Annotated in this window: 20 protein-coding genes and 1 riboswitch; of the genes, 7 read left to right on the top strand and 13 right to left on the bottom strand. The window is 36.4% G+C overall.

Annotated elements, in window-relative coordinates; translation table 11 throughout:
- Positions 1-63: 63 nt before the first annotated feature.
- On the top strand, positions 64-525 hold the full coding sequence (locus ABEB23_RS02075; protein WP_348810715.1) for a (2Fe-2S)-binding protein: 462 nt from the start codon (positions 64-66) through the stop codon (positions 523-525).
- Positions 525-2,708, top strand: coding sequence for a xanthine dehydrogenase family protein molybdopterin-binding subunit (locus ABEB23_RS02070; RefSeq protein ID WP_348810714.1), 2,184 nt, complete (start codon positions 525-527; stop codon positions 2,706-2,708). The genes ABEB23_RS02075 and ABEB23_RS02070 overlap by 1 nt, the downstream gene beginning before the upstream one ends.
- 217 nt (positions 2,709-2,925) lie before the next feature.
- On the opposite strand, the gene ABEB23_RS02065 is transcribed toward ABEB23_RS02070, so the two are convergent.
- Genes ABEB23_RS02065 through ABEB23_RS02050 form a run of 4 tightly spaced genes read right to left on the bottom strand, consistent with a single transcriptional unit; the run spans position 2,926 to position 5,007 of the window.
- On the bottom strand, positions 2,926-3,462 hold the full coding sequence (locus ABEB23_RS02065; protein WP_348810713.1) for a GFO_1091 family lipoprotein: 537 nt from the start codon (positions 3,460-3,462) through the stop codon (positions 2,926-2,928).
- A 1-nt stretch (position 3,463) separates the two neighbouring features.
- Positions 3,464-4,036: a GFO_1090 family protein gene (locus ABEB23_RS02060; RefSeq protein ID WP_438861663.1), complete on the bottom strand. Its 573-nt coding sequence runs from the start codon at positions 4,034-4,036 to the stop codon at positions 3,464-3,466.
- Between the two features lie 13 nt (positions 4,037-4,049).
- Positions 4,050-4,511 carry a PG0215 family putative anti-sigma factor gene (locus tag ABEB23_RS02055; protein WP_348810712.1) on the bottom strand — a complete coding sequence of 154 codons (462 nt, stop codon included), beginning with the start codon at positions 4,509-4,511 and terminating at the stop codon, positions 4,050-4,052.
- Positions 4,498-5,007: a GFO_1088 family ECF-type sigma factor gene (locus ABEB23_RS02050; RefSeq protein ID WP_348810711.1), complete on the bottom strand. Its 510-nt coding sequence runs from the start codon at positions 5,005-5,007 to the stop codon at positions 4,498-4,500. Before ABEB23_RS02050 ends, ABEB23_RS02055 begins: the two co-directional genes overlap by 14 nt.
- 122 nt (positions 5,008-5,129) lie before the next feature.
- On the opposite strand from ABEB23_RS02050, the gene ABEB23_RS02045 reads away from it, so the two are divergent.
- Positions 5,130-6,578 (top strand): GFO_1087 family putative carboxy terminal peptidase, encoded by a 1,449-nt coding sequence (locus tag ABEB23_RS02045; RefSeq protein ID WP_348810710.1) that lies wholly within the window; start codon positions 5,130-5,132, stop codon positions 6,576-6,578.
- Positions 6,579-6,669: 91 nt separating this feature from the next.
- Here ABEB23_RS02045 and ABEB23_RS02040 read toward each other — a convergent pair whose 3' ends face one another.
- The 8 genes from ABEB23_RS02040 to ABEB23_RS02005 all read right to left on the bottom strand — a co-directional run bounded on the left by ABEB23_RS02040 (position 6,670) and on the right by ABEB23_RS02005 (position 14,571).
- A complete protein-coding gene (locus ABEB23_RS02040; RefSeq protein ID WP_348810709.1) occupies positions 6,670-7,725 on the bottom strand; it encodes a YncE family protein in 1,056 nt (351 codons plus the stop codon).
- A 4-nt stretch (positions 7,726-7,729) separates the two neighbouring features.
- Complete coding sequence (locus ABEB23_RS02035) at positions 7,730-9,583, bottom strand: TonB-dependent receptor plug domain-containing protein (protein ID WP_348810708.1); 1,854 nt, start codon at positions 9,581-9,583, stop codon at positions 7,730-7,732.
- A 30-nt stretch (positions 9,584-9,613) separates the two neighbouring features.
- Positions 9,614-9,824: riboswitch (cobalamin riboswitch) on the bottom strand.
- A gap of 97 nt (positions 9,825-9,921) precedes the next feature.
- The gene (gene cobC / locus ABEB23_RS02030) at positions 9,922-10,446 is read right to left on the bottom strand and encodes an alpha-ribazole phosphatase (protein ID WP_348810707.1); all 525 of its coding nucleotides are present in this window, start codon (positions 10,444-10,446) and stop codon (positions 9,922-9,924) included.
- Positions 10,431-11,237 carry an adenosylcobinamide-GDP ribazoletransferase gene (locus ABEB23_RS02025; RefSeq protein ID WP_348810706.1) on the bottom strand — a complete coding sequence of 269 codons (807 nt, stop codon included), beginning with the start codon at positions 11,235-11,237 and terminating at the stop codon, positions 10,431-10,433. Before ABEB23_RS02025 ends, cobC begins: the two co-directional genes overlap by 16 nt.
- Before the next feature lie 62 nt (positions 11,238-11,299).
- Positions 11,300-12,976: a nicotinate-nucleotide--dimethylbenzimidazole phosphoribosyltransferase gene (gene cobT / locus ABEB23_RS02020; RefSeq protein WP_348810705.1), complete on the bottom strand. Its 1,677-nt coding sequence runs from the start codon at positions 12,974-12,976 to the stop codon at positions 11,300-11,302.
- Between the two features lie 23 nt (positions 12,977-12,999).
- Positions 13,000-13,647 carry a Dph6-related ATP pyrophosphatase gene (locus ABEB23_RS02015; RefSeq protein ID WP_348810704.1) on the bottom strand — a complete coding sequence of 216 codons (648 nt, stop codon included), beginning with the start codon at positions 13,645-13,647 and terminating at the stop codon, positions 13,000-13,002.
- Complete coding sequence (cobU, locus tag ABEB23_RS02010) at positions 13,648-14,157, bottom strand: bifunctional adenosylcobinamide kinase/adenosylcobinamide-phosphate guanylyltransferase (RefSeq protein WP_348810703.1); 510 nt, start codon at positions 14,155-14,157, stop codon at positions 13,648-13,650.
- A gap of 48 nt (positions 14,158-14,205) precedes the next feature.
- Entirely contained in the window at positions 14,206-14,571 is a 366-nt protein-coding gene (locus ABEB23_RS02005) for a C1orf53 family protein (RefSeq protein ID WP_348810702.1), read from the bottom strand.
- A 96-nt stretch (positions 14,572-14,667) separates the two neighbouring features.
- Between ABEB23_RS02005 and ABEB23_RS02000 the strand changes: the two genes are divergently transcribed.
- The 4 genes from ABEB23_RS02000 (at position 14,668) to ABEB23_RS01985 (ending at position 19,220) form a co-directional block, all read left to right on the top strand.
- Positions 14,668-15,810, top strand: a complete 1,143-nt coding sequence (locus ABEB23_RS02000; protein WP_348810701.1) for an ABC transporter substrate-binding protein — start codon at positions 14,668-14,670, stop codon at positions 15,808-15,810.
- Position 15,811: 1 nt separating this feature from the next.
- Positions 15,812-16,843, top strand: a complete 1,032-nt coding sequence (locus tag ABEB23_RS01995; protein WP_348810700.1) for an iron chelate uptake ABC transporter family permease subunit — start codon at positions 15,812-15,814, stop codon at positions 16,841-16,843.
- Complete coding sequence (locus ABEB23_RS01990) at positions 16,843-17,622, top strand: ABC transporter ATP-binding protein (RefSeq protein ID WP_348810699.1); 780 nt, start codon at positions 16,843-16,845, stop codon at positions 17,620-17,622. The genes ABEB23_RS01995 and ABEB23_RS01990 overlap by 1 nt, the downstream gene beginning before the upstream one ends.
- A gap of 203 nt (positions 17,623-17,825) precedes the next feature.
- The gene (locus ABEB23_RS01985; protein WP_348810698.1) at positions 17,826-19,220 is read left to right on the top strand and encodes a vanadium-dependent haloperoxidase; all 1,395 of its coding nucleotides are present in this window, start codon (positions 17,826-17,828) and stop codon (positions 19,218-19,220) included.
- A 152-nt stretch (positions 19,221-19,372) separates the two neighbouring features.
- Here the strand turns inward: ABEB23_RS01985 and ABEB23_RS01980 are convergent, their stop codons facing one another.
- Complete coding sequence (locus ABEB23_RS01980; protein WP_348810697.1) at positions 19,373-20,983, bottom strand: class I SAM-dependent methyltransferase; 1,611 nt, start codon at positions 20,981-20,983, stop codon at positions 19,373-19,375.
- Positions 20,984-21,044: the final 61 nt, after the last annotated feature.

Below are 21,044 nucleotides of genomic sequence, written 5' to 3'. Positions count from 1 at the left end.
AATAGACCGAGAAATTAAAAAAAGTATTAACTTGTCTCTCCTTAACAAAAAATTGAAAACAATATGGCTACACTTCGAATTAATGGAAAAAAATACAAGATAGATGTTGATCCGGAAATGCCACTACTTTGGGCTATTAGAGATATTATTGGACTTACCGGAACCAAATTCGGATGTGGGATAGGCTCTTGTGGTGCGTGTAAAGTATTGATTGACAATTCCGCTGCTTATTCCTGTTTGACTCCAGTTACCGAAGCTATAGGAAAAAACATCATCACCATTGAGGGTACGTCAGAAAACTTACAATTGTTGCAAAAATCATGGGAAGAATTTAATGTGCCACAATGTGGTTATTGTCAGCCGGGCCAATTAATAACCGCTACTTCCCTACTCAATACGAATGAGAGTCCGACAGATACTGATATTGACGAAGCAATGAGCGGAAATATATGCCGATGCGGAACTTACCAACGCATTAAAAGTGCCATCCATCATACTGTTGAACTTAAAAAACAAAACAAATAATGAGTGATATCCAAAATATAAGCCGTAGAAGTTTTGTCAAAAACATAGGTTTAGCCTCAGGTGGATTAATCTTAGCCTGTAATACTTCATTATTCTCTAACGAAAAACAATCCGTGGCTTTCGTTGAATTTAACCCCAATTTATTTATCCAGTTAAATGCTGACGGGAGTCTGATTTTAATTGCTTCCCGCTCTGAAATGGGAAATGGGGTCAGAACCTCTCTAACCTCTGTTATTGCAGATGAAATGGAGGCGGACTGGAATAGAGTTTCGGTTAAACAAGCTGTTGGAGATGCCAAATACGGAGACCAAAACACCGATGGTTCCAGAAGTATCCTTTATTTGTATGAAACCATGCGAAAAATGGGTGCCATGGCCAAAGCAATGTTGATTAGCGCTGCCGCAAAAACTTGGCAGGTTCCTGAATCAGAATGCATCGCACAAAACCATTTCATCATTCACACCAGTGGTAAAAAAATTGGATTTGGTGATTTAGTTGAAACAGCCAAAAAACTCGAAGTCCCAACCAATATTACCTTTAAAAACCCGAAAGATTTTAAATACATCGGTAAGAACCTAAAAAGCATCGATGTTGCTGATTATGCAAACGGAGGTGCCATCTTCGGACTGGACAAAAGAATTCCTAATATGAAATTCGTAGCAATAGCACGTTGTCCCGTGACATTTGGAACTGTTAAATCTTTCAACAAAACTGCCGCCATGAAAATTCGTGGTGTAGAAGCGGTGATTGAAATTCCCCGAATCGAAAAACCATTTGGGGCACTTGGAGGCATCGCTGTTATTGCAACCAACACTTGGGCCGCCTTCCAAGGAAAGAAAGCCTTAGAGATAGAATGGAATTACGGTAAAAACGAAATGTACAATTCGGAGGAATACATGAAACAAATTACCGAAAATGTGCTTAAACCGGGAAAAATAGGAAAAGAAATTGGAGATGTAAATAAAGCTTTTGATACAGCAACCAAAACTGTAGAAAGCACCTTTCAACTTCCTCATCTGGCACACGCTCCCATGGAAGTCCCTAATGCTGTGGCTTGGGTTCAAGGTGACAGTTGCGAAGTTTGGGCACCTACTCAAGATCCTCAAACTGCCAGAGACGAAGTAACTGCCTATTTAGGAACCACGAAAGAGAAAGTAACTATTAATATTACATTTTTGGGTGGCGCTTTTGGTAGAAAATCTAAACCGGACTACATCGTAGAGGCAGTCATGGTTTCAAAAGCAATCAATGCGCCGGTTCAAGTAGCCTGGACACGTGAAGACGATATCAAACATGGTTACTACCATACCGTAAGCGCGCAATACATGAAGGCATCACTGGATGCGCAAGGGAATGTTACGGGCTGGCTACACCGCTTTGCCTTACCTTCTATCATGTCTACTTTTGTTCCGGGAACAGATTACGCACAAGATTGGGAAGTGTCAAGCGCTTCAGATGTCCCTTTGGATATAAAAAATTTAAGAGTTGAAGTAGGACAGGCTCCGGCTCATGTCCGAATTGGCTGGATGAGGTCGGTGATCAATATTCCGCACGGATTTTCGGTGAATGTATTTGCCGATGAATTGGCTCATGCCGCCAATAAGGATCCATTGGAATTCCGCTTGAATCTAATTGGTCCCGATAGAATCGAGGATACTAAAGACCCCATAAAATACAATACGGCCAGACTCAAAAATGTATTGAAACTAGCAGCCAAAAATGCGAATTGGGACAAACCTTTGCCCAATGGTCATGCGTACGGCATAGCTGTACAATATAGTTTTTATTCTTATGTGGCTTCTGTTGTTGAAGTTTCCATGATAAATAACAAAGTAAAAGTACACAATGTTTATACCGTCATCGATTGTGGAACAGTAATCAACAGGGATACTGTAAAAGCACAAATGGAAGGTGCCGCTATTTTTGGAATGTCACTAGCTTATTACGGAAAAATCACTGCTAAAAATGGTGTTATTGAGCAAAATAGCTATAGTGATTACCAAATGATTCGCATGAATGAGATTCCAAAAGTTCATGTTGAAATTGTAGAAAGCACCGAAGTTCCAACGGGTGTTGGGGAACCTGGAGTCCCTGTAATTGCTCCGGCTATTGTAAATGCTATCTTCAAACTTACCGGCAAACGCTACCACAACTTACCATTGAGTGATTATGATATCGTTTAAAACAGGGCTTGAAGCATTGGGTTTGCGTGAGGGATAGTAGTGGAGCTCTTTTTTGGGCAGGCTTTTTCTGCCGAACCAAAAAAAGCGGGAACGAATAGCCCGACCCGACCTTTTTCGGGAGGGTCACGCCCAAATTAAATCCTTATTTTGAAAACTTTAAATCCATAAAAAAAGCGCCTTGATCATTTTCAAGACGCTTTTTTACTTAATAATTAACTTACTTTTTAATTAATTGCTGCAAAGGTTTAAGTTGTTCCAAATCGATATTCGATTGTTGCAACACACTTATCATGTTCATAATGTGTGTGGGATTCATGTCTTTTCCCAAGATGCGAACCACGGCAAATCCATTTTCTTTTTTATTGGCAAAAAGCACAAACTCTTCAATATGCTCGTCTGAACCAACAAAACTAACCGAAGCGCCTTCTTTTCCCGAACCAAATTTCATCAGCTGCTGGTATTTTTCATCCTTTAAAAGCAAATTAACTTTGGCACGTTCTGCTTCAAACTGCGCTTTGTTTGTTTCATTGAGTTTGAAAGCCAAAATATTCATTTTTTCAAATGATTGTAATGCTTCTTTTTGCGCTACCGATAATTTTGCTTCGTTCAAATTCAAAATTGAAGAAGAAACATCCATGGCAATAAAATCCTTGTTTTCGGTATTCTCCACAAAATACTTTTGCAAAGTAGGCTCAGAATTACAGCTTGCTAAAAACAGGCAAAGCAGGATCGCGATATTACAAATAGTTTTCATATTACTTTTTGCCTTTTGTTGCTTTTTTCAAATCGTCTCCTCCCGGAAATCTCATTTTATCCGTAAGAATGGAAATTTCGTTCAAATCAAAATTCCCTGTTAATGACATTAAAACGGTGTCTTCATTTTTACCGCCTTCGATAAACATCAGTAACTCTCTTACCTGAGAATCTTTGGCCCCTGATTTTACCAGGATTTTTATATTTCTTCCGTTTTCATTGATACGCATCAATTCTTCTAATCCTGCTGTCTTGATGTATTTGTCTGCTGCGACTTTCATTTCCCCTTCTACTCGGGTACTTTTGGTTGTAAAGACTTTCAGATTATCCAATTTTTTTATCAGATTCATATATTGCTGCGTTTCTTTATCAGAAGCGTCTACTTTTACTTTACTCATTAACTCAAACATTTTCTTATTGACTACGATTGAGGTAACATCGTCCTGACCGTCAAATTTATCGAAAGCGCCTTGAGCAAAAAATGGGCTTGACACTAAAATCAGTACTGCTGTAACAATTAACTTTTTAAAGCTCATTTTTCTATTTTCTTTGTTTGTATGATTCGTTGATTTCATTTTGTTTTTCGATTTATTGATTAAAAATTTTTTCTTTTGAATTATCGTATTCTTGAATAAGCTGCACACTTCCAATGCCTTTATTTACATTACTGGACAACATCGCTAATGCTTTTTGGGTTTCCCTTAAAGCGACTTGAGGATCATCATAACTCCCTAGTTTTTGTTCTTCATTAGTGACAGTACTGTTTATGTAAACATAGGTACCTATTCCAAGCAAAACAACTACAGAAGCTGCAACAGATAACCACACGAAACTACGTTTTTTGGCCCGGGTTGTCGGGAATTGTGGAATTTCTTGCGTGCCCTTTTGTCCTTTTGCTAAAGAGAAATAACCAAATAATGGTTTGTATTGTTCCAGATGCTGCGCAACATCGGATGAAGAAAAATAATTCGTCAACTCTTTTTCTTCAGCTATACTCGTTTCTCCCTGAAAGTATTTTTCTAATAGTATTTCTATTTTATTGTATTCCATAATTATGTGTTTTTGTCATGCTTTCCCGTATCATTTTTCTTGCTCTTGAAAGCGCCACTCGAATGGCAGTTTCATTCATTCCTAATACCTTAGCGATTTCATCAAATTCGTATTGTTCTATATCCCGCATCTGAATGATTAATCGCTGTTGTTCCGGTAATTGGTCTATTATCTTTTCAACCCAGTTTAAACTGTCATTATCTTCTACTTTTTGTTGTAAACTTGGTTCTCTATCCGTAAAATTTTTATCAACAATAGAAAGATTACTTGCTCTTTTGGATTTCAACTGATCCAAACAATAATTTTTGGTGATGGTCATTGCAAAAGCTTCTACATTTCCATATCCCTTTAAACCTTCATTTTTATTCCACAATTTCACCAAAACTTCTTGTGTCGCATCTTCTGCCTCTTCTGTACTGATCAGCAGCCTCTTTGCCAGCCGAAAGACTTTGTCCCGAAAGGGAGTAACTAGCTGCACAAAATCATTTTGGTTCATAAATAGTTTTTAATAATTCGGTTACACAATCAAGACGATTCCTATTTAATTTTGTTACAAAAAATAGGAAATAAAACTAAAGTTAGTATTTTTACGTTGATAATACATATCAAACCTTAAACATGAAGACAACAATAAAGTTTTTGCTCTTATTATTTTTAGCCAGTTTTGCGTTTCAATCTTGTCAAGATAACGATGACGTTGCCGCACCTGTTAACTTAGACATTCAGGATTTTATCTGGAAAGGTCTGAACCAATACTATTTATGGCAATCAGACGTTCCTAACTTATCTGATGACCGATTTGCAAGCCAGGCCCAATTGAACACTTTTTTACAAGGATATCCTGTTCCGGAAGATTTATTTGATGCTTTAAGAGTAGATAGTTCTATAGACCGATTCAGTTGGATTGTAGATGATTATTTAGAATTAGAGCAATCCCTGCAAGGTACAACAAAAAATGATGGGGTTGATTTTGGTTTAAGTTATAAACCTGGAAGTACTACAGAAATATTTGGTTATGTACGCTATATTCTCCCTAATTCAGATGCTTCCACTAAAGACATTAAACGAGGTGATTTATTTACTGCTGTAAACGGCACGCAACTCACCATCAGTAATTACCAGACTTTGTTATTAGCAGCCGAAAGCTATACCTTAAATTTAGCGGAATACAATGGTACTACAATTGTTGCTAACGGAAAATCGGTGGCACTTACAAAAACGGTATTATCCGAAAATCCTATTTACATAAATAAAGTAATTGAATCAGGTTCCCATAAAATAGGCTATTTAATGTATAATGGGTTTTATGCCAATTATGATACAGATTTAAATAATGCATTTGGTTCCTTAAAAGCACAAGGAGTTACTGATCTAGTTTTAGATTTACGCTACAATAGTGGAGGTTCTGTTCTTACCGCTACCCGATTGGCGAGTATGATAACAGGACAATTTACAGGAGAAGTTTTTGCAAAACAACAATGGAATGAAAAAATCAATGCTTACTTTGAAGCCGAAAGTCCAGAATCTCTATTAAACAATTTCACGGACAAAATGGGAAGCGTAGCTATAAACAGTTTGAATATGACTACCGTTTATATTCTAACTACAAAAAGCTCAGCATCTGCAAGTGAACTAGTTATCAACGGATTAAAACCACACATAAATGTTGTACAAATTGGTGATGTAACTACTGGAAAAAATGTAGGATCGGTTACGCTATATGACTCCCCTACTTTTGGTGCCGAAGGAAGAAATCCAAACCACAGATACGCGATGCAACCTATTGTATTAAAAATAGTCAACTCAGACGGTTTTGGCGATTACTTCAACGGATTAATCCCTAATTATGAACTAAAAGAAACCGTAACTACATTCGGAGTTCTTGGTAGCACAACAGAACCATTATTAAGTACCGCTATTGGTAAAATTACCGGAACTGCAAAAATGCTCAAACAAACTAAAGGCAAAGATTTTGACTATTTCAAAGATGCTAAATCTATAAAAGGATTGCAAAATCAAATGTACATTGAGAAAGCACCGGAAGGTCTTTTGAAAGCATTAAAATAAAAATTGTATTGTCTAACCTAGACAAAATTTGATAAAAATAAAAAGAGGCTTTCAGTGATGAAAGCCTCTTTTAGTAAAAAAAAAACAAAAACTAATTGTTAAAATAAAAGCCATTTGGGCCTACACCAACGGTTAGTTCTTTTTGCAAAGTTCCAGTAATAGAATAAATATATGCTTTACTATTGGCAGTGAAATCACCTCCGTCAGCTATAAAAATATGGTTATCGTTTACAGCAAATCCATACATTTTCCCATAGGCAGAATCAGAGGAATAATTTATAATTGAAGTTGTTGAAGCCTCATTTGCTGTAATATTCATAGCATAAACAGCTGTTTCGACCGTGTAAAAAATTCTGTTATCATAAATATCTAAGTTAGCAGCTCCATCTAATGCTTCAGGAAAAGTAACTTTACTGATCGTTTTATCTGCCAATTTCACCTTTACAATTTCACTTCTTTCTCCATAAGGGCTTCTTAGCACATATAAAACACCGTCTTTAACTTCCATCGTATCTGCACTACCCCCGATATTTACAGGAGTTTCAAGAGCATTTGTACTTGGATTCACCACCAATAATTTATCGCTACTGTACGGTTCTGTAATATATAATTTATTGTTTTCAAGTACAATTCGATTGGCCGTCGCGTTCAATTCAATTTTTGAATCAACAGTATTTGTGGCCAAATTAATTACAGCAATATAATCGTCTGTATCGCCGGTTTCTGGATTAGCATACGAATAAGTATTCGCATTGGTAACATATGCTTTCCCATCTCTTACTACACCGTATCTTGGATTTTTAAGTCCGGAGTCAATTTTAGCAATTAATTTAAAAGTATATCTGTTTACAACATTTATAGTATTAGAACCTCCGGCTATGATGTATGCATTGTCACCATTAAAAAATATGGATTGTGCATATTTACCAAATAGGTCTGACCCGTTTACCGTACCATATACATCTTGCGTAAAACTGCTTAAATCATTCCCGACAAAAGAAACAGATCCCTGACCTGAACCACCTTCATTCAAAATAAAGGCACCATTATCATACAATCCTTTAGGAGCATTAGAGTCATCATCATCAGAACATGAAACAAATAAAGAAACGCTAAGCGCCATTAAAAACAATTTACTAAACTTCATTATATTAAAATTTAAGGGTTAGATACATATTAAAATTTCGACCGGGCATAGGTCTGTCTTCTAAACTTTGATACTCCTCCTCAAAGACGTTTAGAATTTGAAAACCCAGTTTAAAAGAGTCAAAAAACTTAAAATCATAATCGATTCCAATGTTCGAAACAGTATAGTCGTCTATGATTTCATTTGGGTCATTATCTGATCTTGTGTATACAAATCCGTTATACAAGAACTGATAATTAGCTGATAATCTGGCATAGGAATATGCTAAAGATCCTGTAACTTTATTATACGGTACAAAAAACAGTTGTTTATTAGTTTCTTCATTTTTTGAAACCGTATACGCATAAGTGGCGTCTGCACTTACATAGTTTTTTCCAAAATTGGTTTTCCAACTTAGTAAAGTTTCAGCACCATAAGTATACACCTTATCCGTATTTTGGGGCGCCCAAATACCATTATTCCCAGGAACCCATCGCAACAAATCTTTGATCTTGATGTAATAAATAGTTTGGGAAAGGGTTATTTTTTTGAAAGAAAAGACATTTCCAATTTCCGCCTGATAGGAACTTTCAGGTTTCAAATTTTGATTTCCTCCTTCCTCCCAATACAAATCATTGTAGGTTGGAATTCTGAAATTACGTGAAAAATTAAATTTCAAATCATACAAATCACTAAACGAATAGGAAGAACCTACTGAAAATAAGACTGGCGGCTTATAATTATCTGTGAATTCTTTACGGATACCAAATTCATTTTGCCATTCTTTATTAATTTGTTGTTTGACCAACAAGGAAGCTGAACTAATTTCACGGACATGACTGCCAAAACTTGTTCCATATCCATTGGTTCTGTTATAATCTAACACACCATTAATGAGTGTCGATTTAAAAAGTTGGTATCCCAAATCGAATTTTGTGATTAAGCTTTCCGTCTTACCGTAACTGTAATAATCACGGTCAATATCTGCAAAATACTGGTAATTTTCGAAAACGTATGCTGTTTTAAAATTAGTCGTGAACTGCTTAAAATCGCCATTGTATTCAATCAAATTACGGCTAAAGCTATTAATGTATTTTGATTTTGTTTCAGATTCCGAAATCAAAGAAGTATTTCGATCTGTGTTTGAGGTTTGGCTGTATAATTTGAGACTGCTGTTTTTATTCCATTTGTATCCAAAATTAGCATTCAAATTCATCAAATCGTACTGTCCGTTCTGATTCCAACGTTGTTCTCCTTTCCAATTATAATTGTTTGGATATTTATAATCGTTAGTAGAACTGTTTTTAGAGAAACCTATTTGGGTACTCCATTTCTCATTCGAAACATTCATTTTATAATTTACTCCAATTGTGTTGAAGCTTCCATAATCAAGTTTTAAACTATTCTCAAATCTATTATAAAATGCTAAATCATTATTCAAATGAACAGTTCCCCCAATAGCACCACTCCCATAAATAACACTTCCTCCTCCTGCTTTTATGCTTATCGAATTGTAATCTGATCCTGAAATTGTATTAAAATCAGTACTCCCATTCATCTGTGAATTGATATTGATTCCGTTCCAGATTACTGCCGTTTGCGAAGCTGTTGTTCCTCTAAAGGAAACTGTTGAGAGCATTCCACGACCGTATTCTTTGAAATAAATAACCGAATTGAAGTTTAACAAATCCGTAAGCAATGCTTCGTTTTTGTTGATAATGGAATCATTGAGTGTTGAAACTGATTGCGAAGAAGAAAACTTTTTGAGATTATAATCAGAAATAATAACTTCTTTCAACTTTGTGATAGAGTCATTCTGTGCCGAAATCAATTGGCACAAGCATAGCAGGCAAAACACTATTAGTTTTTTTAAAGTCATAATTTCAGAACCTTTTTACCCGAAAGGTCGATATTTGTTAAGTAAAAGGCAGGTCTCCTGGCTTGCGTCTTGTTGTTCACCTTCCCAAGAAATTGAAATAAATTCAGTTAACTCAGTGGTCTTGTAGATAACAACAAGCTTTGTAGCTTACAGTTGCGGGAACAGCTTAGGTTTTGAACCTAATTCCCTTTTAATGCTGATTTAAAAAAACTAAACAGCAACCTTAATACGGCGGCAAAGATAAAACTTAATTCAGCTAAAAATCAAATTTAAATATGAATTTAGACATAAATTAAAACAAACAACTATTAATCAAATACTTATAAATACATTTAAAATTACAACTCTATTTTCAAAACCGAACCAAAATCGACTTTATTTTGAAAGGCATCCTTTAATGGTAACTCTGATATCTTACACAAGATGCTTCGTATTACGCCGGCATGAGCCACAATAACAATAGGTTTCGAGGTATTTCTTTCCAGTTCATTTTCCAAAAAATCAACTACCCGATCAAATACGTCTGTAAAAGCTTCCCCATTTGGAACACGGACGTTTACAAAATCATTCATCCAAGGCGTGAAATCATCTGAAGGAATCAAGTCCCAATTCGTCATTTCCCAATCACCAAAATCCATTTCCATCAAACGGGAATCAGTAATAATTGATGTTTCAGATACGTAACGGGCCAATTCTACACAACGTATCAACGGACTGGAATATACTGTGGCTTCATGTGGAATTTGCGATTTTATAACATCAAATTGTTCCCAATAGGGTTCTAATAATGCAACGTCTGATTGTCCGTAACAAACACCTTTCTCACAAACCGTTTCGGTATGGCGAACTAAATAAACTTCCATAAAGCAATAATTGATAAATAAAAAACAACTTCACAAACCTGTTGGGTAGCTCCAAGACAATCTCCCGTGTACCCGTCAATCCATTTTTGGAAATAGCGAGCGAGAAAAAATCGAGTTAAAAAAACAGGAACTAAAGCAAACAGAAGTTGCCATTGAAAAAAAGACAAAATAAAAAGAGGCACTAATCCAAAAAAGAAAGCTCCCAACACTTCGCGCCAAGTGTAACTCTGCGCAATCGGTTTGCTCTTGCTCGATGCATCTTCACGTGAATAATTGTGAGTAAAAACAATCGAAACCGCTGCCAAACGACTAACAGAATGTGCTGCAACAAACAGCAATAAAATTACAAATTGTGAATTGTAAATTGCAAATTTATGATTGCAGGAATCATCAATTAATTGAACCAAACCCTGAAACTTAAGTAAAAACAGTACTGCTAAACCAATGGCGCCATAAGCTCCAATAGCACTATCTTTCATGATCATCAAGATTTTTTCTTTTGTCCAGCCTCCACCAAAACCATCACAAACATCCGCAAAACCATCTTCGTGGAAAGCTCCTGTAGTAAGAATTCCAGCAATCATAGAAAGAACAATCGCTATTTCTGGAGTAAAGAAAAAAGAAGACAGGCAATAAACCGAAAAGCTAATTACACCAACTATCCAACCCACCAAGGGAAAATAACGGGAGGCCTTATTCAAATAATCAGGATTGTGATCTATGTTTTTGGGACATGGAATGCGGGTATAAAACATCAGTGCGGTAAAAAATATATGTAGTTCTTTTTTCATTTTTAAAATTGAATTTATTTATTGTGTAGAGACGCACTGCCGTGCATCTCTGCAGTGCGTTTCTACTGACCGCTAATACCTGCGGATTCAAAACTGGCCATCTCGTTCAAAAATGCAACTGCTGATTCAATGATCGGAAAAGCAATTGCACAACCGGTTCCCTCTCCCAAACGCAGATTAAGCTGCAATAATGCTTTTGCATTCAAATAATCCAGCAATTTCAAATGAGCCTGTTCTGCAGAACAATGGCAAAAAATGGCATTTTTGATAACTCGTGGATCTTTTTTATAAGCGGTCAGAAATGCGACTGTACAGATGAATCCATCAACAAGAATAAGCATGTCATTTTGAAAAGCCGAAAGCATTGCCGAAGCCATTTGCATGATTTCAAATCCTCCAAAATGAGCCAACTTTGCATCTAATTCATTTGAACCTTTATAATCATCAATGGCTTTTTTGAGTAAACTGTGCTTTTGCAATAATTTTTCATCTGTTACTCCGGTTCCTTTTCCGATGCATTCTTCTATCGGAATTCCGGTAAGAACACTCATTAAAACCGAAGCCGTTGAAGTATTCCCAATCCCCATTTCTCCAAAACCGATGCAATTACTTCCTGTCCTTGCTATTGTATTTACAATCTCCCCGCCTTTGGCAAAGCATTCCTGCAATTCGGATATACTCATCGCTGAACCCTGTAAAAATGACTGGGTTCCTTTTCCGACTTTTGCGGCAATCAAATTCGTATTCGTAGGGAAATCATAATTTACTCCCGCATCTACAATTGCTAATTTGATATTATTTTGTTTACAAAATACATTTATCGCTGCGCCTCCCTCAAGAAAATTAGTAACCATTTGTCTGGTAACATCTTGTGGATAAGCGCTTACTCCATGAGCGGCAATACCATGATCTGCGGCAAAAACGACTATCGTTGGTTCCTTTATTTTGGGTTCTAAAGTCTGAAAAACCTCTCCAATCTGTTTAGCCAAATTTTCCAAAACTCCGAGCGATCCTGTCGGTTTGGTTTTATCGTCAATTTTGCATTGCAATGCCTCAGACAAGCTGCTTAATTTTTCAGCTTCAACAGGCATTTCTATGGAAGAATCTTTCCTTTTTTGATGAATTATTTTAATTTCTTCCACAAAAGGATTCTCCATTTTTTGTTTCCAATTTAATTGTTGGAGCATTGGCTGATTCTCATAATTGGTGGCAGGTTTACCCACGCAAAAATAGCCTAAGGGTTCTATATTTTCATCCAGTCCCAATAACTCCTTAAACTGATAATAATTCAAAATAGAAACCCAGCCCATTGAATACCCTTGTTCTGTCAACGAAAGCCAAATGTTTTGTGCGGCACATACTGCACTGAACTTAATCGCCTCATTGCTTCCCACAGTTCCAATAGTAAAATTATTCAAAACCGAACGGTCGTAACAAATCACCAATCCAAGCGGAGCTTCCTCAATAGCCTCAAGCTTTAAGGTTTGGTATTGCGATTTTTGTTCATCATTATCCGTTTGATTTGCTGCTTTTTTATCATAATCCAAAAACAGTTCTTTAACCGCTTTCTTTATTTCATCCGATTTAATAAGATAGTATCTTGTAGCATCAGTCAACCCCACAGATGGTGCAAAATGTCCGGCCTGCAATGCCTTCTGAATAACAACTTCGGGCACTTCATCTTTTGTAAAATGTCGTGTGTCTCGGCGCGATTTTATAATTTCATCTAAATTTTTCATTCTGAAAGGCTTTGTTTCTTGGGTTATTCTTCCCAAATAATAAAACAATAATCGTTATAGATTTTGGTGCTAAACTTCGGCAATTTAATGGCTTCTGAAAACAAAGGGCAATTGATAACTAACGTATGAAATTCGCCGTTTTCGCCACAGGGATCAATGCCTTTATCCAATAATTCCTGAGCCAGTTCTTTGGTCAAAATTTTCCCCAGATAGCCTTCGCCCATTTGTGTATTACAGGAAACAATCATAGTTTCGATACCATTTTCAATCATCTCATTCACCAAAACGATTCGGTCTTGTTGCCATAAAGGTAAAATTGCTTTTATGGAAGCTGCTTCACACACTTTATCTTCCCAATCTTTATGCTGTTGCAAATCAATATCTCCAAAAACTGCAGCATCTAAATAGAACTGGGTTTTAAGTGTTTTTAAAGTACTGATAAACCTTTCTTCATAATCACCCCAAGTCGCAGAAACTGCTTCCAATGGCAATTGCATTTTTTGGGCCTGTTGATTCAAAATAATCAATGGCAAGCCATGAGAACGCGATATCTTTCCGTTTTCATTCATCATATTCAGCAATACTTTTGGAATAAAACCTTGCTGAATTGCTTTCATCATGGCATAACAACTGTCTTTCCCTCCACTCCACGAACTTACAAAATGTATCATTTATCCTTTTATTTTTACTGGAATTCCGGAAACCATCAAGATAACCTGATCTGCTTTTTTAGCCAAATATTGATTCATCCAACCTTGCAATTCGGTAAATTTTCGACCAATATGAGTTTCCGCATGTACCCCCATTCCTATTTCGTTTGTAATTATTAGGATTGTGATGTTTTCCTGACTGGCCATTTTTTCAAATTCGGTTTTGGCCTGTTCCAAACACAGGGGAACATCATTTTTAGTATCCACAAAAAAATTAGTCAACCAAAGCGTCACACAATCAACCACTGCCACTTTCCCCGAAAAATCGATCTCACTCAAATGCTTTTCTTTTTCAACATTTATCCAACGTTGATCCCGTTCTTGCTGGTGACGATCAATACGCTTTTGGAAATCACCATCCCATTTTCTGGCTGTTGCCACATACATTGGGGTGGCCGAAAGTTCCATGGCCAGCTCTTGAGCATAACTACTTTTTCCGGAGCGCTCTCCTCCTGTAATCAAATATATCATTGTAATTATTAAGTGTTAATTATTATAAATATCTAGTATTCGGTGAACTTATTTATAGGGACAATGACGACAGCCATTGGTACAACAAAAACCTCTTTTGAGATGAAACCAAGCCTTAAAAACATAGTTACCATTCTCTAAATAATAATCAATTCCTTCTACTAGATTGGATGATTGCGGTAAATCTTTAGCTCTGTTTTCGGTTGCTGTTTCAGGAGTTATTGTCGAAACATATTCTTCAATTTTAGCGGAACATGCATTTTTAAAACAAGTTGGACAAAAACAATCGATAGCATCAGAAGGTGCAAAAATAGGCGGAAAATCATTACACCAGCATTTACTTCCTTCCAAAGTATCGCCACAATTAAAGGCTGTGGAGCAATTTGAACAATTTTTGACTTTTATAACATTCATTTGGTAAAGATACAGTTTGTTGAATTTTTTACTATTAAAAATAAACAAGAATTTTTATAATTTGATTTACCTTTGCCACAATAGAAAAATTAAAATATGAAATTTTCCATTGTTAAAATGCTTTTGGGAGTCCTCTTTTTATCTTTTATAGGATGCCAAAAAAATGAAAAAAAAGAACCGCAACAAAAGATTGATTCAAAAAACACAATTGAATACGCTTCAGGCCTATCAATTTTTAAATATGAAGGATATTCAATTGTAAAAGTGATTAATCCTTGGCCGGACGCCAACAAAAATTTCACTTACATCTTAAAAGAAAAAAACGCTATCGTTCCTGATAGTTTACAAAAATATACCGCAGTCCAAGTGCCGTTGCAATCAATCGTAGTTACCTCAACTACTAATATTCCCTTCCTGGAAATGTTAGGTGTGGAAAAATCATTAGTGGGTTTTCCGCATACCGATTATGTTTCATCAGAGAAAACCAGAAAATTGATTGATGCGGGTTCTGTAAAAAACGTAGGGCAGAACGAAAAGTTAAACATGGAACAACTTATAGAATTAGCTCCTGAACTTATCGTTACTTTTGGCGTAGACAATAACAATCCAATGATTGAAAACTTACAAAAAAGTGGGTTAAAAGTGATGCTTCAAGGAGACTGGATGGAGCAATCTCCTCTTGGAAAAGCCGAATGGCTAAAACTGTTTGGGGCCTTATATGGTAAAGAAAAAGAAGCCAAAGTACTTTTTGATGACATTGTGAAAAACTATAATGAAGCTGTAGAATTAGTTGTAAATAAAAAACCGGAATCAACTGTGTTGTATGGCTCCATGTATCAGGAGCAATGGTTTGTTGCTAAAGGAAATAGCTGGGTTGCACAATTTATGAAAGATGCAAAAGCCAATTATCTTTGGTCGGATGTTTCAGGAACCGGTAGTCTTGGACTCTCTTTTGAAAAAATACTGGATAAGGCCAAAAATGCAAATGTTTGGATTGCTTCCGGTTCGTTTAAAACGATATCCGAATTAGGGAATAGCAATCCGCACTACAGCCAGTTTGATGCCTATAAGAAGAAAAACGTCTATACTTTTGAAAGTAAATTAGGGGCAACTGGAGGTACTATTTATTATGAGTTAGCACCAAGCCGACCTGATTTAGTTTTGAAAGATTATATAAAAATCTTTCATCCCGACTTACTTCCCGATTATACGTTTACTTTTGCGCAAAAATTAAATTAAATTGGCGAATCAAAAACGAAATACGATTCTGTTTTTCCTACTCGGTTTGGGGCTGATTGTCTTGTTTTTTATAAATATCAGTCTCGGCTCTATCAGAATACCTTTCAAAGATGTTTATACCAGTTTAACGGGGGGTCAAGCCAGTAAATCTACATGGGAATACATAATTATTAACTACCGTTTACCCAAAGCTATTACTGCAGTTTTAGTGGGAATGGGGTTATCTATAAGCGGTTTATTAATGCAGACTTTATTCCGAAATCCATTGGCAGGACCTGATGTTTTAGGCCTAAGTTCAGGAGCTAGTTTGGGAGTTGCTTTTGTCATTTTGAGCGCTAGTTTGTTACCTCCCTTTTTAAGTACGCTTTTGTTGTCTTCCTATGGAGTGGTTTTGGCATCAACAATAGGAAGTGCTGCGGTTTTGTTATTGGTTTTATTAATATCACAACGTTTACGTGATACGGTGGCGATCCTAATTGTGGGTTTGATGTTTGGCAGTTTTACTAGTGCGATTGTGGGCGTACTCACCTATTTTAGCTCGGCGGAGCAATTACAGAAATTCACTTTTTGGTCTTTGGGAAACCTTGGAAATTTGTCTTGGACATCGATCTTGATTTTATCCGTTTGCGTCGGAATTGGTTTGCTTTTAAGTGTTTTCAGTATCAAACCGTTGAATGCTTTACTTTTGGGCGAAAACTATGCCAGTAGTTTGGGTTTGAATTTCAAAAAAGCACGCCTGATTATCATTTTGGCAACAAGCATTTTAGCCGGTAGCATTACCGCTTTTGCAGGCCCGATTGCCTTTGTTGGTTTAGCTGTTCCTCATATAGCAAAATTGATATTCAAAACCAGTGACCATACTGTCTTGTATTGGAGTACATTAGTTTTAGGAGCTGCAATAATGCTGATTTGTGATGCTATTTCACAAATGCCGGGCATGGAAATTACTTTGCCTATCAATGCTATAACTTCTATATTTGGTGCTCCAATCGTGATTTGGTTATTGGTTCGTAAACGAAAAATGATGGGATAATGGAAAATAAAATCATCTTACAGGCAAAAATCAGCATTGGTTATTCTCATAAAAAGGAAAGAACAATTGTTTCTTCGGACATTGATTTATCTTTAGAAAAAGGAAAACTTATCTCCTTAATCGGGGCCAACGGAATAGGGAAATCAACTCTTTTACGAACAATAATTGGGATTCAAAAACCAATTTCTGGAACTGTTTTGCTTAATGGGACAAACATTCATGAACTGGATGCTTTGACCTTAGCACAAAATCTAAGTGTGGTCTTAACCGAAAAATTACCGCCCAGTAATCTGACTGTTTTTGAACTTATTGCTTTAGGAAGACAGCCTTATACCAACTGGATGGGGACATTGACTCCCATTGACATCACCAAAGTTAATGAAGCAATGGAACTGACTCAAATTAGTCATTTAGCCGCTAAAAAGCATTACGAAATTAGTGACGGTCAATTGCAAAAAGTATTAGTAGCACGTGCTTTGGCACAAGATACGCCCTTAATTATCCTTGATGAACCCACTACCCATTTAGATTTATTACATAAGGCAGCCCTTTTTAAACTTTTAAAGAAACTCACTCAGGATACCCAAAAATGCATTCTTTTTTCTACGCATGATATTGACATGGCTATTCAATTGAGTGATGAAATGATTATTATGACTCCGGAAACAGTTATTCAGGACCAACCTTGCAACCTTATTATGAAAGGTAGTTTCAATACTTTATTCAAAGACGAACACATTGTTTTTGATGCTGAAAAAGGAAGATTCTTCTTCACCTAATCCTTTTTTATAAAACGAACGAAATCGGGAAGTATTTTTAATGCTTTTTCCGCAATCCTATTATTCTTCCCATTAATTAATTTTTATATAAACTTATTGAAAATCAATAGTTTACATAATTTATTTGTATTTTTGTACTTCGTTTTTTTTCCCAAAGCTAAACTGATCTACGTCATTAAAACAATCTTTTAAAAATTTTAATTATGGAAAATTTGTTTACAATGTCGAAAAAAATTATTGTTTTGGGGTCATTATTTTTCCTGTTTTCTTGCAATCAGGACGAAATGATAAATAATGATTTACAAAAAAGTGTTCCCAGTTTTGATAAAAAAATTAAGGAATCCGGTTTTGCTGATAATGACATGGTCATGTATTGGAACGAGAAAACAAGTACTGTACTTACTGGCCCATTTAATCCTCCTACACAGGCTAGGTACTTTGCCATGATACAAATTGCCGTACATGATGCACTGAATGCCATTAAGCCAAAATACGAACGCTTTGCGTTGAACCAAAGAGAAAAATTTGCTGACCCTGATGCGGCAGTAGCCAGTGCCGCCTATTGGGTCATCAAAGGTACGAATGTTCAAGGTACACACCCAGTTGATTCCTGGTACAATGAAAGTTTGGCAACAATTCCAGACGGCGAAAGCAAGGAGCTAGGCAAAACACTTGGCAAACAGGCCGCCGATGCAATAATTGCCAATCGTTCAACAGATAATTTTGCGCAAGCTAATGTAGATTCGCCTGCCCCAGATGGTGATGATCCCGGCGAATACAGGTCCACACTTCCTTTCAGCTTACCGGGCCTGCCAAAAATTAAAGCTCTGCAGCAATGGGGTACATTAATGACTCCGTTTGCTGTACTAAGTAATAATCAATTCAGAGCTAGCGCACCGTACGCAGTTAACTCATTCAATTATGAAAATGACTATAATGAAGTAAAAACAAAAGGCGCAAGAGTGGGGCATACAAGAACTACTGATGAAACTGAGATTGGTGTGTTCTGGGTGGAAAGATCTACTATTGGTTGGAATCGTTTCGCCAGAAACATAATCGCTGATAAAAAATTAGATGCATGGAAAACAGCAAGGCTTTTTGCCTTATTACACACAGCGATGATTGATGGAGTATCAGGATGTTTTGAAGCCAAATATTATTATTTCTACTGGCGACCGGAAACAGCTATCCGTATGGGAGATGATGATGACAACAATAATACAATCGGAGTTGTTGATTGGTTACCCAGCTACACAGAAGGACCAAACCTTACTAATCCTGCCATGAATTTATACACTCCTCCCATTCCGGATTACCCGTCAGCCCATGCAAATTTTGGTGGCGCAGCAGCAGAAATACTGAAACTCTTCTTTGAAACAGATAATATTTCTGTTGATCAGACAAGTCCCACAGCACCGGGAGTAACCCGTCATTATTCCCGCATTTCGCAGGCTGCAAGAGATAATTCTTTATCAAGAATTTATGTGGGTTATCATTTCAGAAAAGCATGTTTGGCAGGTGAAGAACAAGGAAAACAGATAGCAAGTTATGTGTTCAGCCATAAATTTCAGGAAAGTGATAAGTGTGAAGAATTTTAACAATACTTCTCTCTAATCTATTTTAGTCCAATATTTTTTTGTCATATCGAGCGCAGTCGAGAATCATTAAAGTATCCCGACTGCGCTCAATGTGACAATTGGACTAATTTATAAACACTATTGGCATTAACTTTCAATCTGTTAAAATTGTATTATCCATTTCCCTTCAACAAATTAATACTCACTGTTGCAATAGAAGAATCCGGAAATCTTCTGAAAAAATTAGCATCAGGATACAAACCTGCTTCTGCAGCTATTTTGTGTAAAACAGGAATTTCAACTATATATTGATCGGAAAAACCATGTGTGGCATCATATGCCGTTGCGGCTGTTTTTCCTAAATTACCAGCAGTTAAAGCTGGCGCTATAGTATGCAATTCAATCATTAGCAAGCCATACTTCTTAACATAAGGAGACCATTTGTTAAAATGTTCCAACAGATTATCTTCGACCAAGTTGTTACTAATTCGCTTCCCTCTGTGAGCAAATGCCCCTGTTGAATGACTCACTCGCTCCTCGGTTATATGTTGTGGCATTTCCCAGATTCGATTATGATCCAGAAAGGTTCTTGCGTTCAACAAATCTTTTAAATCAATATTGTAATTTTCCATTAGATCTTCCGCCAATAAATCAGGTCTGCCAATATCACCCCAGATTACTTTGGCCCAGATATCGGCTTTTATTAAATTCGCCCGGGTTACTTTCAAAGCTGCCTGATTGTAATCGGCGCCGACAAGAAACAAAGGATAATCATCTAACATTTTTCCGCGTAGTGTCTGTCTTTCGATTACATCAAAAATATGTTCCAAAAAAGCCCCGTTGCCACAGCCCATATCCAGAATTCCTTTCGGTTGGTCTTCTATTGGTAAATTGAATAATCTGACAATGATTTCGTCTACCACTTTAAAATAAGTATCGTGCGCACCACCACTGCCCCACACATTCATTTCTCTATCTACATGAATTTCATCTTCTCCTTCTGCAGTATTTCTTAACACATTTGGATCTCCAAAAAGTAAATCTTCCATTTTATTAAACGTTGGCAAATAAGAGACTGTCACACCATAAGCAGAAGCCCTTTTAGCAAAAAATAGACCTGTCTCCGTAAATTGATAATTATCCTTTTTTTTGGAAAACCAACCTAGATAAACAAAGAAATCTAATATAATTTTGAAATTTTCCGGCGATTTATGGAACTCTTCCGCCCGAAAGGATATTTCCATAAAATACTTATGAAACATACCACTCCTACCCAAACGTACTAAAATTGGTCCAACAAGATTTCCCTCAATATGGGTTAGAATTTGCTGTTGAATTTCCTTGGTTAACGGATCATCGGAGATTGAAATACCGTAATTATCTTTATATAAATCGAAAATTAAACCCAGTCTGGCAAAAGGGATATCGTCTAATAACCGAGAGGGTGACTGCATCGTGAAATGCAATAAATCAACCACATCTTCGTACAAATGAAAGAATGAAAAAGCAATGGCGCTTTTATCGTTGACACTAAATTTGATCTGGTCATTAGCACTGTCAATGTGATAATCCAGAAATCCTTGGGAACACAAAACTCGCAGAGCCACATGGAGATAACCCTCATTGGCATTAAAATGTGTGGTAAGCTCTGCCAGAGTAGCCTCTTTTTTATAAAGAATATAAGACAGGATTCCATTTTCATTTAATGCATACGCTACGGGAGCAGTGACTAAACCATCCAAATGTTTGAAAATGGTACTTCTGAGAAAAACGGAATCTATCATAATGAGTAAATTTAAAAGACAAAAAATTACTGCTTAGACTAGGAAATGCTTTTCTCAAATA

Source organism: Flavobacterium maritimum, from assembly GCF_040049085.1.
Taxonomy (GTDB): domain Bacteria; phylum Bacteroidota; class Bacteroidia; order Flavobacteriales; family Flavobacteriaceae; genus Flavobacterium; species Flavobacterium maritimum.
The sequence above is the reverse complement of the archived record's forward strand: the minus strand, read 5'-3'. Positions and strand labels throughout refer to the sequence as shown.